The 15,263-nt window shown below is 52.1% G+C and carries 15 protein-coding genes and 1 tRNA gene; 8 read left to right on the forward strand and 8 right to left on the reverse strand.

The features are described from left to right. Window positions 1-328 precede the first annotated feature (328 nt). Window positions 329-1,387, forward strand: coding sequence for a methionine ABC transporter ATP-binding protein (locus NFR90_RS09390; RefSeq protein WP_251452502.1), 1,059 nt, complete (start codon window positions 329-331; stop codon window positions 1,385-1,387). After that, window positions 1,377-2,030: a methionine ABC transporter permease gene (locus NFR90_RS09395; RefSeq protein WP_251452503.1), complete on the forward strand. Its 654-nt coding sequence runs from the start codon at window positions 1,377-1,379 to the stop codon at window positions 2,028-2,030. Before NFR90_RS09390 ends, NFR90_RS09395 begins: the two co-directional genes overlap by 11 nt. 483 nt (window positions 2,031-2,513) lie before the next feature. Here the strand turns inward: NFR90_RS09395 and NFR90_RS09400 are convergent, their stop codons facing one another. Both NFR90_RS09400 and dcuC read right to left on the reverse strand, forming a co-directional pair. Beyond that, the gene (locus NFR90_RS09400; protein ID WP_251452505.1) at window positions 2,514-3,782 is read right to left on the reverse strand and encodes an amidohydrolase; all 1,269 of its coding nucleotides are present in this window, start codon (window positions 3,780-3,782) and stop codon (window positions 2,514-2,516) included. A gap of 17 nt (window positions 3,783-3,799) precedes the next feature. Continuing rightward, complete coding sequence (dcuC, locus tag NFR90_RS09405) at window positions 3,800-5,068, reverse strand: C4-dicarboxylate transporter DcuC (RefSeq protein WP_160335854.1); 1,269 nt, start codon at window positions 5,066-5,068, stop codon at window positions 3,800-3,802. A gap of 102 nt (window positions 5,069-5,170) precedes the next feature. On the opposite strand from dcuC, the gene NFR90_RS09410 reads away from it, so the two are divergent. The 6 genes from NFR90_RS09410 to NFR90_RS09435 all read left to right on the forward strand — a co-directional run bounded on the left by NFR90_RS09410 (window position 5,171) and on the right by NFR90_RS09435 (window position 8,795). Then, window positions 5,171-6,097, forward strand: a complete 927-nt coding sequence (locus NFR90_RS09410) for a LysR family transcriptional regulator (protein WP_251452510.1) — start codon at window positions 5,171-5,173, stop codon at window positions 6,095-6,097. 1 nt (window position 6,098) lies between these two features. Then, a complete protein-coding gene (locus tag NFR90_RS09415; RefSeq protein WP_251452512.1) occupies window positions 6,099-7,004 on the forward strand; it encodes a LysR family transcriptional regulator in 906 nt (301 codons plus the stop codon). A 107-nt stretch (window positions 7,005-7,111) separates the two neighbouring features. Further along, window positions 7,112-7,185: transfer RNA gene (locus tag NFR90_RS09420), tRNA-Gly, on the forward strand. 126 nt (window positions 7,186-7,311) lie between these two features. Further along, the gene (gene trmB / locus NFR90_RS09425) at window positions 7,312-8,031 is read left to right on the forward strand and encodes a tRNA (guanosine(46)-N7)-methyltransferase TrmB (RefSeq protein WP_160335851.1); all 720 of its coding nucleotides are present in this window, start codon (window positions 7,312-7,314) and stop codon (window positions 8,029-8,031) included. Window positions 8,032-8,037: 6 nt separating this feature from the next. After that, a complete protein-coding gene (locus NFR90_RS09430; protein ID WP_251452515.1) occupies window positions 8,038-8,406 on the forward strand; it encodes a fluoride efflux transporter FluC in 369 nt (122 codons plus the stop codon). Further along, window positions 8,403-8,795, forward strand: coding sequence for a fluoride efflux transporter FluC (locus NFR90_RS09435; RefSeq protein WP_251452517.1), 393 nt, complete (start codon window positions 8,403-8,405; stop codon window positions 8,793-8,795). The genes NFR90_RS09430 and NFR90_RS09435 overlap by 4 nt, the downstream gene beginning before the upstream one ends. On the opposite strand, the gene NFR90_RS09440 is transcribed toward NFR90_RS09435, so the two are convergent. The 6 genes from NFR90_RS09440 to NFR90_RS09465 form a co-directional block, all read right to left on the reverse strand. Further along, the gene (locus NFR90_RS09440; protein WP_160335848.1) at window positions 8,786-9,613 is read right to left on the reverse strand and encodes an undecaprenyl-diphosphate phosphatase; all 828 of its coding nucleotides are present in this window, start codon (window positions 9,611-9,613) and stop codon (window positions 8,786-8,788) included. The genes NFR90_RS09435 and NFR90_RS09440 overlap by 10 nt on opposite strands. Before the next feature lie 17 nt (window positions 9,614-9,630). Further along, entirely contained in the window at window positions 9,631-9,978 is a 348-nt protein-coding gene (locus NFR90_RS09445) for a hypothetical protein (RefSeq protein WP_160335847.1), read from the reverse strand. Window positions 9,979-10,062: 84 nt separating this feature from the next. Next, entirely contained in the window at window positions 10,063-10,968 is a 906-nt protein-coding gene (rarD, locus tag NFR90_RS09450) for an EamA family transporter RarD (RefSeq protein ID WP_251452520.1), read from the reverse strand. A gap of 59 nt (window positions 10,969-11,027) precedes the next feature. After that, a complete protein-coding gene (gene mnmC2 / locus NFR90_RS09455) occupies window positions 11,028-12,863 on the reverse strand; it encodes a tRNA (5-methylaminomethyl-2-thiouridine)(34)-methyltransferase MnmC2 (RefSeq protein WP_251452524.1) in 1,836 nt (611 codons plus the stop codon). Continuing rightward, window positions 12,863-14,524 (reverse strand): energy-dependent translational throttle protein EttA, encoded by a 1,662-nt coding sequence (gene ettA / locus NFR90_RS09460; protein ID WP_160335845.1) that lies wholly within the window; start codon window positions 14,522-14,524, stop codon window positions 12,863-12,865. The genes mnmC2 and ettA overlap by 1 nt, the downstream gene beginning before the upstream one ends. 29 nt (window positions 14,525-14,553) lie before the next feature. Continuing rightward, window positions 14,554-15,243, reverse strand: coding sequence for a BUD32 family EKC/KEOPS complex subunit (locus NFR90_RS09465; protein WP_160335844.1), 690 nt, complete (start codon window positions 15,241-15,243; stop codon window positions 14,554-14,556). Window positions 15,244-15,263 lie beyond the last annotated feature (20 nt).

Raw genomic sequence — 15,263 nt, forward strand, 5'->3', positions numbered from 1 at the left:
CTCCCTGGGCTAAGGTCTCCCTTCAAAAGGAAACCCTTATCGTGGTCTTCTATTTAATTTCTGATGCGTCCGACCTGGTCAGTACCGAAAATAACCAGAAATCACAGAACAATCACATATAAACGCTCCTGCACAACAATTTCCATCGTTTTTACGACTTAATTTTCTTGAGAAAGTTCCTGTTTATATCTAAAAAATCATGGATAATTTTTGCTTGGAGACAACACATTATGTCCCTTTGACTCTTCCGAGTCCGCATAGAAATGATTTGTCCTGCCGCAGGGCGGGACCTCGAGGCTCAGCACCTCGCTCATGGGAACGAAACAAAATGATTGATTTACAGCACATCACGCAGGAATATAAAACCAGCGATGGAAAAGGCACGTTTTACGCCTGTAAAGACGTAAACGTCCATATCCGGCCTGGCGACATTTTCGGAATTATCGGCCGAAGCGGTGCCGGCAAAAGCACGCTTGTCCGCTGCATCAACCTTCTGAACCGCCCGACTCAGGGCAAAGTCATTGTTGACGGCAAAGACCTCACTCAGATGTCTGACGCGGAACTCAGAGCCGAACGCAGACAAATAGGCATGATCTTTCAGCACTTCAACCTACTGTCCTCCCGCACGGTCTACGACAACGTCGCGCTGCCACTCGAACTCGTGAATACGCCGAAAGATAAAATCCGCGAAAAGGTCATGCCCCTGCTTGAACTAGTGGGCCTGACAGAACACGCGAATAAATATCCGTCTCAGCTCTCCGGCGGGCAAAAACAACGCGTCGGCATTGCGCGCGCCCTTTCCTCCGACCCGAAGATTCTCCTAAGCGACGAAGCAACTTCCGCGTTGGACCCGGAAACCACACAGGCCACTCTTCAGCTTTTGAAAAAAATTAATAAGGAACTCGGCCTTACCATCGTCATGATTACGCACGAAATGGACGTGGTGAAGCAAATCTGCAATCGCGTCGTTGTCATGAATAAGGGTGTGGTGGTTGAAGAAGGCGACGTCATCGACGTCTTCCGCGACCCAAAGAGCGAAGTCACTCAGGCGATGCTCGGCAGCGCGCTTGCCGCGCGATCGCTCCCGCAGCCGATGATCGCAAGAGTGAAAAAGCTGCTTCAGACGGAACGCCCCGACGGCCGCAAACTGCATCTCATGCGTCTGACCTTCGTCGGCAATTCGACTACCGACCCTGTTCTTTCAAAAGCCTGCAGCCTGTTTAACCTCGATTTCAACATCCTCCTCGGGCAGATCGACGAGATTCAAAATGAAAGTTACGGTACCTTGACGCTTGTCATAGAAGGCACTCCGGAAAACTTCAAACAAGCCGTCGACTACATTGCATCCAAGGGTGTACGCGTGGAGGAACTGACCAATGTCATCTAATATCATCAATCTTCTCTGGGAATCCTTTTTAGAAACCCTTCTGATGGTCGGTATCAGCGGCGGACTCGGCGCAGCCATCGGTATCCCGCTCGGGGTCTTCCTTTTTGTGACTTCTCCGAAAGGCATCATGCCGAAACCTTTCATGAATCGAGTGATCGGCACGATCGTTAACGCGATTCGCTCAACACCGTTCATCATTCTTCTTGTCGCGATTATCCCGTTTACCCGTTTGATCGTCGGCTCCTCCATCGGCACCGTCGCGGCGATCGTTCCGCTGACTATAGCGGCCGCTCCGTTGATCGCTCGTTTGGTAGAAACAAGCCTGCGTGAAGTCGATAAGGGCCTGGTTGAAGCGGCTCAGTCCATGGGCGCGACCAACGTCCAAATCATCACTAAGGTACTGCTTCCCGAAGCGATGCCCGGCATTCTCGCCGGCCTGACGATCGCGTTTGTTGCTCTGGTCGGAAGCTCCGCTATGGCCGGCGCCGTCGGCGGAGGCGGACTCGGCGATATGGGCATCCGCTACGGTTATCAGCGCTTCATGCCTGAAGTCATGGCCGCGGTTGTCATCATCCTCATTGTTTTCGTACAGAGTCTTCAGAGCTTTGGCGATTGGGCAGTGAGAAGAGCGTCGCACCGCTAGCCCGGAAGTCATTAAGGCGGGCCTTATCGGCCCGTTTTCTTTTGTTTCAAAATGCCTGATAACCGTTCATCATCATCGGTCCGGCTTTAAGTACCTCGCCGCACAGAGCTCGCTTCATGAAACAAAATGTAAAATCTATATCTGATATTGAGAATCATTATTATTTATGTTAAAGTGCACATATTGATAGTTACTTATCGATGTCTTCTTGGACATAGTTCATAGAGCAAATGGGGTGAAATTTCAAACGGCCGATAAAATCGGCCGTTTTTTTTAGTTTGCATTTTTATGTTTATAGTTATTGATAACCATTTTCATTTATGTTATAGTGTCATCACGTTGATAGTTCTTCTGTCGATATCTTCAAGGTCTAACCTTGAAAAATGGGGTGAAATTTTTGAAGCGGCTCAGTCTCTGGGCCGTTTTTTTCGCCATAAAAAAAGGTGCCCTCCGGGACACCTCTTTGCAATGAGAATCGCTTAATTATTTGCCGTTAAGACGACGCAGACATCCGGTGAAGATATCAAACGCGGTTTCCAGTCCCTTTTCATCAAAATCAAACTCGCGCTGATGATGCGCTGCCGTGCGGTCCGCTCCGATAACAAAGAACTCCGTTTTTCCGCCAACCGCTCTGACACGTGCGGCAAGCATCGTAAAGTCCTCCGAACAGCCGAGTTTTTTGTGATCAATCACTTTGCGGCAGCTCGGCACCTTTTCGGAAACCTCTTTGACGAGATCCGCAAGTTCCGGATCATTGAGCAGCTCTCCTGCCTCGCCGACTTTCTCAGCCTCGTATTCAACGTCATAAGCGAGCGCGGTTCCCTTAACAATGCGGTTCGCCTGATCAACCATGAAATCGTTGATCTCTGCGGTTTCGCCTCTGACTTCCAGTTGAATGGAAGCATGTACCGGAATCACGTTTCGACATTCACCCGCCTGCATGAGTCCCACGTTAATGCATCCTAAACCGTTGCCGTGACGCGCCATGCCTAAAAGTTCAGAAACAATGGTGCAGGCGCATGCCAGCGCGTTGCGGCCAAGCTGAGGACTCATGGTCGGATGAGCGGGCTTGCCTTTAAGACGAACATCGAGCTTTGTCGTGCAGAGAACTCCGCCCGGATAGATGCAGACTTCTCCTGTCTTGCACATCATAGCTAAATGCGCACCAAGCAGATAGTTCACATCGTCAAGCAGACCGGATGCGGCCTGAGCGGCGCCGCCTCGTACGCCCTCTTCGGCCGGCTGGAAAATCAGTTTAATCCGGCCGTTTAATTCGTCCTTATGGTCCATGATCCACTGCGCAACAGAGAGTCCGACCGCAGTGTGTCCGTCATGTCCGCAGGAATGCATCGCGCCTTCGTGCTGAGACCTGAAGCCTTCCAAATTCGGCAGATGATCTTTTCTGTCGGTTTCTTCAACTCCCACGCAGTCAATATCAAAACGAAGCGCGGTTACCGGGCCCGGTCTTCCGGTATCAAATTCCGCGACGCAGCCGGTATAACCTTCCATGCGCTCGATCAGCGCCTTGTCTACGCCTTCGGAAAGCGCTCTTTCAATACTCTTCTGCACGAATTCCTCAGAGCGGCCCATTACCGCTTCTTCAGAAATCTGCTGTCTGCCGACATAAAGCTTCCAGCCAAGAGGCTCAAGATTCTCAATGATCTTTGCTGTCGTGCAGAATTCGCCCCATCCGAGCTCCGGGATCTTATGAAGCGCCCTTCTCAGACAAACCGCTTTCTCAACATAGTTCATGTTCTGCTCCTTACTTGTTAAACCATTGCCAGCGCAACAAAGATGACCGAAACCACCATCGGAAGCGCAAGACGTTTACTCAGTTCAATCGGATTAGTAACGCCGGTCAGACCGCAGATCACGATCGCAACACCGGAGATCGGGCTCATCGTGCGGCCGAGCGCGCCGGCTAACGCAGCCATTGTTCCGAGTGTCGGGATCTGCATGCCGAAGCTTTCCGCATGCGGCGTGACAGCCTCATTGAAAGCAAACGCCGCCGCGTCTCCGGAACCCATAATCACGCCCATGACGAACGGGCCGATAGAGCCGCCCCAGCGCGCGATTTCGTTGGACTCGCGGAGCATATCGATAAAGACGGAAATAAGACCGGAGGACTTAAGGCCGGCAGCAAAAACGCCCGCAGCGATAATGATGCCGAGCACTTCGCCGTAGCCGTTGCCCATGCCCGCGAAAAATCGTTTGGAGAGTTGCTGGGGATCGGCAAGAGAAACCAAAAGCGTATAAAGAACACCGACCAGCATGGCCTGCGCAACGCCCATCTTGATGAGCGGAACCCACATATTGCCGACAACCAGAATGACAACCGGGACGATCGGCGCAAGAGCCTTAAGAGGATTGACGCTGACCACGTCGCCCTGGGCGATTTCTGTTTCAACCTGACTTCCGGAACCGGGTTTGTAGTCGCCAAGCAGCAGACACATAACCGTGATGCCGACCGCCGCAATAGCGCCGCAAATCAATGTGTAGTTCATGTGCACGGCAATCGTCTGAAGAACGTCAAGATTGGCCATTTTGGCGACATAGGCATTATGAGATAAGCCCGGAGACAGCATGGATCCGAATGTTCCGCCAAGAATTGCTGCGGCGGTTCCCTGAGGACTGACGCCCGCTTTGCGCAGAAGCGGAATCATGGTCGGACCGACCGCGGCCGCGCAGCCCGCGGCTGACGGAATCGCGATACAAATAAAGTATGTGATCGCAGTCGTGCAGGGAATCAAAAACCAGCCGAGCTTACTCAGAGGAGCCGCCAGAAGTTTCACCAAATGCACATCGCATTTGGTCATCTGAACAACATAAGCAAAACCCATCGCCGAACAGATCGCCATAATGAGACCGCCGTTGGTCATCGATTTGGCAAAGGCGTTAAGTGCCTGCATCGGCTCCAGCGCCAAACAAGTCATCAGCAGACCGGCCGCAATCAGTACCAGCCGTGTCTCATACCGTTTAACAAGTGCCGCTACAGTCAAAATAACAATGACTACCGCAGCCCAGCAAGTCCAGGTCATAGATTTCTCCTTGAGATGATTTTTATAGTTTTATTCTCATCCTCAACCATCGTTACGGTAAGATATTTAAACAGGACATTGTTTTGTTTATAACGAAACACCATGAGATTCTTAGATAAAGCCGAACTTCTTGAAACCTTCGAGCGCACCGCGGTTTTAGGCGGTTACCGAAAGGCGGCGGAAGAACTTCAAATTTCAAAAGCAACGGTCTCAAGACGCATTGCCGCGCTTGAGAGCATGCTCGGCACAAAGATTTTTGTTCGAAGCTCGGTCGGAACGGTTTTATCGCCTTCCGGCATCTCGCTTCTTGAGAAAACCTCCGCTCTGCTTTCCCGGTTTCAAAAGCTCTCAGCCGCTCCGGATGAGGAGAGTCCCCGTCTAAGGGGAACGATTCGGGTCTCCGCCCCCTGCGCGATCGGAAACGGACTTCTGATTCCGTGGCTCACCCAATTTCGAAGAATCAACCCGGAAGTCTCTCTGGATCTGACGCTGACGCTTGGGCCGATGCACATCATTCCGCCCGAGTGCGATGTCCGCATCAACCACGGCCTTTATCCCTGCTCGAACGCCCGAATCCTCAAACTAGGAGACATGAGAAGGATGATGGTCGCCTCAGTCAGCTATCTCTCCAAATACGGCTATCCCAAAAGTCCGAAAGATCTGGAACGACATGAACTTCTCGGAGGCAACGACCTCTGCGGCGGCTCTCCTCTGGTTCTTCTAAAGGGTAATGAACGAGCGATCATTCCATACCGCCCAAGACTGAAGCTGAAGGACCATACCGCCGCAAGGACAGCTGCTCTTTGCGGCGCGGGAATCTCCGTACACGCCTTCCGCTATGACACGCTTGATCTCGTCAGAAGAGGACTGCTCATTCATGTACTGCCCGAGTGGGAACCGTCTTCTTCTCCCGTGAGCCTGCTTCTTCCGACCAAGAAGGAAGCTTCAGCGGTCACAATCGCGCTCTGTCATTTCATCGTGGAAAAATGGCAGTCCAATCCGAATCTAACGTTCTCAACAACAGACTGATATGAAAAAAGCCACTCTGCTGCAATGGAAATACTTCGTCTGCTCGGTTGAAAAAGGAAGCATGCTCGCGGCGGCCTCTATCCTCGAAACAGATGTGACACAGGTCGGAAAAGAAATCCGAGCGCTCGAGCACGTTCTGGGCGAACCCCTTTTAGAACGCTCTCCCAGCGGTGTGCGCCCGACCTGGCTTGGAGAAAGAAAATACGCGGAGGCAAAAGCGCTTCTTTCGGATTTTGACGAACTGCTTTCTCAACGGAGCGGCGAAGGAGCCGCGTCTCCTGCTATCCGAATTGCAATTCCGACAACGCTCTCGGGACTTGTTCTTCGACGTCTGGCCGAATTCGAAAAAGGCAGCACGGCTTCCCGGCTTCGCGTCGAACTCGAAACTTATATGCGCATCAGCGACATCGAACTCGAAAGCTTCGATCTGATTTTCTGTATCGACGATCTGCCCAATGTTCACTTCGTCGCTTATGAAGCCGCCGAAATTCAGTACGGTATTTTTGCGTCTCCGAAGTTCATCTCCGTGCGCGGCGCTCTAACCGAACCGGAGGCTCTGGAAACGCTTCCCCTGATCCACGGCAGTAAAAGCTCGCAGATTCTGCTTCAGAGCACAGGAGAAAGTATCGGTCTTCGAATCGAACCCCAGATCCTGGTGAATTCGCTTCAGGCCATGATCAGTTCAGCCGCCGAAGGACTTGGCGTCGCTGTCGGCATTCCGCTCTGGGCAGCCGCCGAGTTCGTCCAGCAGAAAAAGTTGGTTCGTATGCTTCCCGATTGGAAAATGCCAAGCTCAAAAGTATGGATTCTGAGACATCCTGGCAAACAGGACAGCCAACTGGAAAAACTTATTCCGTTTCTCAAGGATATTTGGAGCATAAAACCGGAATTAGCCCGCCTGCGCTAACCTTCCGCTGCGCTTTCGAGCCAGGGAGCGGCGGACTAAACGTTTCTTCGTACTTCCTTCCGTTTCCTCCGCTTTAAAAATCCGTTACAATCCTCTGCACGTCATTTGCGGGTGTAGCTCAATGGTAGAGCAGAAGCTTCCCAAGCTTACGACAGGGGTTCGATTCCCCTCACCCGCTCCAGTCTCTTGCGCATCCTCCTTTAAATTTCTGCTTTTGAGCACAAATTGTGTTTCCAAAGGCGTTCCGACCGTAATTAATTTCAAATATTGCCTAAAATTGGAGCGCAGTTATTTTTAGCATCCGAATATGAAAACACCGCTGACGCCTGAACAAATCGAAGAATTAAAGAAAAAACATATCCGCAGTTTCTGTATGAGACGCGGACATATCAGCAGCGCACAGGAAAAAGCTCTAGAAGAACTCCTGCCGCTCTACCAAATTCAGTACGATCCGAATACCAAGCTGTCCTCTAAAGAGATTTTCGGCAACGACAATCCTGTTGTTCTTGAAATCGGCTGCGGTATGGGCGAAACGACCGCCGCAATCGCCCAGGCGCACCCGGAAATCAACTTCATCGGCTGCGAAGTTTTTGCCGCCGGAGTCGGAGCGCTCTCCAAACGCATCCGCGACATGGACCTCAAGAACATCCGTATCTTCCGACACGACGCGGTTGAAGTCGTCAGAGACATGATTGAAGACAACACGCTCGCAGGCGTGCATATCTTCTTCCCGGATCCCTGGCGCAAGGCTCGTCACCACAAGCGCAGACTCATCAACGATGCGTTCATGAAACTGCTTGTTCCCAAAATTAAGACGGGCGGTTACTTCCACAGCGCCACCGACTGGGAAAATTATGCCGAACAGATGCTGGAGGTTTTGAGCCGCACAGAAGGACTCAAAAACCTGCACGAGGGCGCTGCGCCGGAACCCAAGAATCCGCTGATCGACCGTCCGACAACCAAATTCAATGAGCGCGGAAATCGCCTCGGACACGGCTGCTGGGACTTCGTGTTCATCAAACAGTAAAGAAAAATGCTCTCCGGCGCCTCTCTGCTCTGCATATTTGCGGGCGGCGCGCTCGGCGCAGGCTGCCGAGCGCTCGCCTACATGCTGATCAAAACGCCGAAAAACGGGTTTGCGGCCGCCACTCTGACGGTCAACATCATCGGTTGTCTGCTGCTTGGATGGATTCTTGCTCATGCAGAAGATCTGCCGCAAAATCATTTAGCGGCGCTTCAGGCCGGATTTTGCGCAAGTTTGACGACTTTCTCCTCCTTCGCGATCGATCTTGCGAAAGCGATCCTCAAAGGTAATTGGAAAATCGCTTCAGCCGAGACGCTCCTTAACGCCGCGCTTTGCCCTGCGGCTGTATTTATCGGATTGTGGGCGGGCGCGTTATGAAGCTGCGTGTTTTAACTTTATTGACAGCGGCCCTGTTCGGCGCGCTCGGTGCCGCGCTTCGGGTTTTTACAGAAAACGATCTGCTCTCAGACTTTTCTTCCGAAGCCGCGCTCATCCTCATCAATGTGGTCGGATCTGCCTGCCTCGGCGCCATTACAGTCTATTGCGAAGAAAGACCTGCCTCTTGTCTGAACTTTTTGCTGAATAAAGGCGTCGGCACCGGACTGCTCGGTTCCTTTACAACGTTTTCTGCCTTATCACTGCTCTGTCTGAATCACGACTTCGTTTCAGGCACCTGCTATATGGCGCTGAGCATCACACTCGGAGCAGCTGCCGCTCTTGCCGCAATGCAGCTCTCAAAGCGGCTGCTGCAGAACTCCTACCACTGAACCAGCCCGGTCCACCAAGTCAGAAGAATGACACCGCCAAAGAGGATTCGGTACCAACCGAACGCGGAGAAATCATGTTTGGCAACGTAGTGCAGAAGCCAACGGACCACGGCAAGTGCCGAGAAAAAAGACACAACAAAACCGACGCCAATCGTCGGCAGGCTCTGAGCGGTTAATAATTCACGAGACTCCCAAAGCTCATAAACCGTCGCGCCGAAGATCGTCGGAATCGCGAGGAAGAAGGAAAATTCTGTCGCAGCCGTTCTGGACAGACCAATCACAAGACCGCCGATAATTGTGGCTCCGGAACGACTGGTACCCGGGATCATGGCTAAGCACTGTAAGAAACCGACCTTCAAGGCGTCTCTCCAGCTCATGTCATCCATTGAAGCGACGCGCGGACGATACGATTTCTTATCCTGATAACGCTCAACAATCAAAATGATGACGCCGCCAATCACAAGAGCCGCGGCAACGGAAACCGGATTGAAGAGCCAGGCTTTGATGTACTTAGCAACCAAAACCCCGATTACAGCCGCAGGCAGGAACGCAATAACCGTATTGGCGGCAAGCCTCTGCTGCACTTTTTCGGAAAAGAGACCGAGACAAATGTCGATCAGACGACGGCGATAATGCCAGCACACCGCAAATATAGCGCCTGCCTGAATAGCGATATAAAAAGTATCAGCCTCCGCTCCGGTGTAATCCAGAAGACTGCCTGCGACAATCAAGTGTCCGGTAGATGAAACAGGAAGAAACTCGGTAAGACCTTCCACAACGCCGAGAATCACGGCCTTAAGATAAAGAATCCAGTCCATTGCTGCAAAGCCTTTAATCAGTGCTTATTGAAGTGTTTTTCAAGAATCGGCCGAATCGCCTTCTTCTGCTCATCGGTGAGAGAACCGAAGAACTCATCGCCAAGATGAGCGCAGTAGTTTCGTTCCGTAATTGAACCCATGCCGCAGCGATATACCTCAAAGAGCGTGCGAGAATTCAGGGTCTTTTCCGGAATTTTCAAAGCAGTGAGGTCCTGCTTAAATTCGACAAACCCTGCCTGATCAATCTTCAGCTGCGCTTCTTCGTTTTCCGCACTCTGCTGAAAACGCATGAAGGCGCCCACGGCAACAACGAGAATAAATGCAAAAGCGACCCATGGGGATCGGCTGCGGGAAAAGATAAGCATGGAAAAACACGGCTAATTAATACAGGCCGCTATGATAACAGCGCTCATCTCGTCCTTGAGACAAGAAACGTCACAAAGAGTACGTTATCTGATCCGGAAAGCCGCCTTCGGACGCGAACGAAGCTCCGCATAAATAAACAGGACAATGCCGCTCCAAATGAAACACAGCGGAATCAGCCTGCTTTCGTCAAACGGTTCATTAAAGAAAACCAGGCCGACTATAAGCGTCAGAATCGGATTTAAGTACTGAGTAAACCCGAGGATCGACATCGGCAGATAATTGGCGGCCGCCGAAAATAAGATCATGGGGACTGATGTGACAAGACCGACACTGATCAAAAGCCAGGTGATCTGCGTTCCGCCCGCAATAAAAGCGCCCTGACCTGTCGTCCATAGGTAGTACAAATATGCGCACGCAAACGGAAGCATGAGAGAAGCTTCCAATAAATTGCTGACCCACGGATTGATACCGAGACGCTTTTTAAATACACCGTAAAGCGCCCACGTGGAAGAGACGCCAAGAGCGATCCAGGGAATGCGTCCGAACATGTAAATCATAAGGAGCACTCCGATCGCAGGCAGAATTACGCTGACCCATTTAAGTCGGGAAAGCGTCTCGCGGAAAAAGATGACGCCGAGTACTACGGAAATCAGGGGCGTAAGAAACATACCGATGCCGAGCTCCAGCACCTGATTAATGCTGACGGAATAGACATTGATCCACCAGTTCACCGCAGCCAGAACCGCAGCCATAAAGAGGTTAAAGAGCTGAATCTTGCTGCGGACAACTCCTCTAACCGTACTTTTAATCACTTCCAAACGGCCGAGCAGAAGCAAAAGCGCAGAAATAATTAAAAGCGACCAAAGAACGCGGTGTCCGATGACTTCCCAGCCTCGGACATGTCCGAAGAGCGCCCAGTACAGAGGCATGAAGCCCCAGCATAGATAAGCGCCGAACGATGCGGCAAGACCTTTTACCTGATTATTCATATGGGTCGCAGACTGTGGTGGATTTGAAGCTGTGCTTAGTCTAACAACCTAACGTTCGCTTAAACGTTTTTCTCTTCGGACAAGAGCCGCTCAGGCTGCAGGCCTTTGATCAGATCCGCTTCAATCGGAGCGGGTTCACCGAACATTTCAGCTTCAATCAGACGGGCTCCGATCTCGCAAAAGACGGATCCGCGTGAACCCATCGCGCAGCTCATATACAAATCTTCCGCATGCGGAACTTTTCCGATCACCGGTCTGCGGTCTGAGGCGACACAGCGAAAGCCTTCGTAAAAGCCCAGCCCCTGCGCCTTCGGTATTTGTGGGAACAGCCCCTGCATATGAGAAAGGTTTTTGGAATGCGCCTGAGCCGCCTCAAGCTGCTTATCCGCGCTTTCATAGGTCGCCCCGACGCCGCACCATCCGTCCGGCGCATGAATTAGGTAACCGGGACCGGTGACAGCGCCTTCAAATCCGGCTGTCGCCTCGGGGCTAAGAAGTGTGAGTCTTCCTTTCCACTGATCAAGAGAAATCGGAAGGCCCGACAAACGGGCAGAATCATGAGCCGCGCATAAAACCACACTTTCCGCTGAAGCAATCGGTACGCCAAAAGTGTCAAAGGCGGTCCACAGACCGTTTTGACGCTCTAAACGATCAACACGCATATTTAAGATCACCGGAGTTCTGAGGCGATTTACGCGCTCACGCACCCAGGTTGCGATCGACACAATACCGGCTCCGCCATGCATCAGTCCGCCGAAGCGCGGCTGATAACCGAGCCGCTCAAGGACTTCTTCCGTATCCGCTAAACGCAGAAAAGTTCTCGGAAAATGAAACGGTTTGCCGCGCTCGAACCAATGCTGCCAGCGCGCAAGCTCTTCTACGTCACGCGCCATCTGAAAGAGTCCGTTCAGTTCGCTGTAGCCAGGATAGCGTTTTAACGTGTCCTGAAGCATAAACAGCCCGCTGCGGGACAGTCTGAACAAAAAGTTATCGTCTGCCGAAGGCTGCGCGTGCGCCACACCCCAGCGGATCGCAGATGCGCCGCCCGCGGGCACGAAAGACGTATCGATAATCGTGACATTCAATCCGCGCGCATGCAGCCGTTCAGCGGCGGCAGCGCCCGCAAGTCCGGCACCAATCACCAGAACAGAGCGCGGTACACGCTTCGGACGATCAAAGGGCAGTGCCGCTCGGCGATACGAAAAACGCGGCGCATACCGCCCTACCGTCATCTGCGACTTATGTCCGAATCCGACCGTCTTTTGAACATCAAAACCGGACTCCATAAAGCTTCGACGTACGTCGGAAGCGACGCACCAGGTAGACAGCACTGAACCCTCTCTCGCATGAGCGGCAAGAGACTTCAAAAGCTTCGGCTGCCACATGGCAGGATTCTTTTTGGGAGAGAAACCATCCGGGAAAAACGCATCAAAACTGCAGGCAAGCTGCTTTGCGGCCTGAAGCGCTTCAGAAAAATACAGCGTCAGAACAACTTTGCCTTCGTCAAAGAAAATCTGATGCACGCCGGGCGTGAGTACGGGCCATTTTTCTGCAAGCTCCTTGGCTTCCGTCTTAAGTTCGACAGAGCAGTAGCGCTCTAAATCCTGCGCGGAAAGCGGAAAGCCTTCAATCGCTGTGTAGAGCAGTCTTTCGCATCGCTGAGGGTCTTCTCTCCAAGCTCTTAATACGGTAAGAAAATTCGTGCCCAGGCCAAAACCGTTTTCCAATATGACGAACTGATCCTTGCCCTGCCAACGCTCGGGAAGACCGCACCCGCCCAAAAAAACAAAACGGGCCTGCTGATAGGCACCGTCTCTTGAAGCATAAATATCCGAGAACTCGGGGCTGTACGGACAGCCCCGATTATCTCTCTGAATTTTCCCTGAGGAAATCATCAGCTCTTTAAGGGTTTAAAGCGCAGACGATGCGGTATCGCGTCATCACCAAGACGACGCTTCTTGTCTTCTTCATACTCGGTGTAGTTGCCGGCGAAGAATTCAACCTTAGAGTCTCCTTCAAACGCGAGAATGTGCGTAGCGATTCGGTCAAGGAACCAGCGGTCATGAGAAATAACCATCGCGCAGCCCGCAAATTCCAGCAGAGCTTCTTCCAGCGCACGCAGTGTTTCCACGTCCAGGTCGTTTGACGGTTCGTCAAGCAGAAGCACATTGCCGCCCGCAAGAAGTGTCTTGGCCATATGCAGTCTTCCGCGCTCGCCGCCCGAAAGCGTACCGACAATCTTCTGCTGATCGCCGCCCTTGAAGTTAAAGCGGCCGAGATAGGCGCGGCTCGGCATTTCAAACTTGCCGACCTTCAGAATATCCAGTCCGTCGGATACCGCTTCCCAAACCGTCTTATCGTTCGGCAGGGATTCACGCGTCTGAGAAACTGCGCTGATCTTAACGGTCGGTCCGATATCAATTTCACCGGAATCCGGCTTTTCCTGTCCGAGAATCATCTTGAAGAGCGTGGACTTACCGGCACCGTTCGGGCCGATCACGCCGACAATCGCTCCGGGCGGAATCGTAAAGCTCAGATCGTCAATCAGGAGACGATCGCCAAAGCCCTTGGAAACATGCTTGAACTCAATAACTTTATCGCCGAGGCGGTCTGCCACCGGAATAAAGATTTCATTGGTTTCATTGCGTCTCTGATATTCGTAGCTCGACATCTCTTCAAAGCGATTCAGACGAGCTTTGCTCTTTGCCTGACGGCCCTTGGCGTTCTGACGGACCCATTCCAATTCGTGCTTCATCGCCTTGATGCGGGCGTCTTCCTTGCGCTGTTCAAGTTCTAGGCGCTGTTCCTTCTGATCAAGCCAGGAAGAGTAATTGCCTTTCCAAGGAATACCGTGACCGCGGTCCAGTTCAAGAATCCACTCTGCGGCGTTATCAAGGAAGTAGCGGTCGTGCGTGACAGCGACCACCGTTCCCGGGAAGTGTTGCAGGAACTGCTCGAGCCAATCCACGCTTTCCGCGTCTAAATGGTTCGTCGGCTCATCAAGAAGCAGCATGTCGGGCTTGGACAGAAGCAGACGGCAGAGCGCGACACGGCGCTTTTCACCGCCGGAGAGGTTTCCGATCTTTGCGTCCCAGGGCGGAAGACGAAGCGCGTCGGCTGCGATTTCCATCTGGGTTTCCGCATTTGTGCCGGCAGAAGCGATAATGGCTTCCAAACGGGCCTGCTCAGCGGCTAGCGCGTCAAAATCCGCATCCGGTTCTGCATAAGCGTCGTAAATCTTGTTGAGTTTTTCCTGAGCGGAAAATACGTCGCCAAGACCCTCTTCAACCGTCTCACGGACGGTTTTCTCCGGATCCAGTACCGGCTCCTGCGGGAGATATCCGATATTGAGACCCGGCATCGGGATGGCTTCGCCTTCGATCTCCGTGTCCACGCCTGCCATAATTTTCAGCAGAGTGGATTTACCCGCACCGTTCAGACCGAGCACGCCGATCTTGGCTCCGGGGAAGAAAGACAGAGAAATGTCTTTCAGAATCTCTCGTTTGGGCGGAACAATCTTTCCGACCCTGTTCATGGTGTAAACAAACTGTGCCATATCTAAAAAGTTAATTGTGTAATTCGTGATTAGTCGTCAATCGGCTTGCCGTGCTTGGCATGGCGTTTTTTGACGCCCATGTATCCCTTGAGGACCCAAAGTTTGCGAAGCTTTGAAATTCGCTCGTTTTCCTTTTCTCGAAACTCGCCCATCTCTTTGGGCAGATATTTCTTCCATTTTTTGTACACGCCGCCCATATCCATGTCTTCCATGAATGAACGGAGTTTTTTAGGCAGGCCGTTGGTGTGCACACTCGCCTGAAAATCGATCAGAGCGGGTTTCCCGTCGGGCGTCATGACCCAATTGCTCGTTCCGCGGGTATCGAGGTGTACCAAATCCCGCTGATGAATCGCATTGATAATCGCTTCGCACTGCTCAAGATATTCAGCAGTGACTTCTTCTTCCGGCACGCGGGCAAGCACTCTTCCGGGGATGTACTGTACCGCAAGCGTGTAGTCGTCCAGCATAAAAGCTTTGTTGGGAACGCCTTCCAAACCCGCCAGCTTTTTGATCGCCTTGAGCTCTCGCCACAGGACCAGCTTGGCAAAGCTGTTTTTGACCAGCCAGTGCCGATTAGAAAAATCTTTGATTGTCCAGCGCTCTCCGTTGACCTCTGCAACAGAAACGCAGGCGTTTCCCCAACGGCCGTCTCTTAAAAGCTTTACGTCGGCTTTTTTAAGATCCTCACGGGTAAACGGTAAGTTTTTCTTGCTTGACATTCGTATCCAATTAATTCAAA

The organism is Parasutterella muris (genome assembly GCF_943193095.1).
GTDB lineage: Bacteria > Pseudomonadota > Gammaproteobacteria > Burkholderiales > Burkholderiaceae_F > Parasutterella > Parasutterella muris.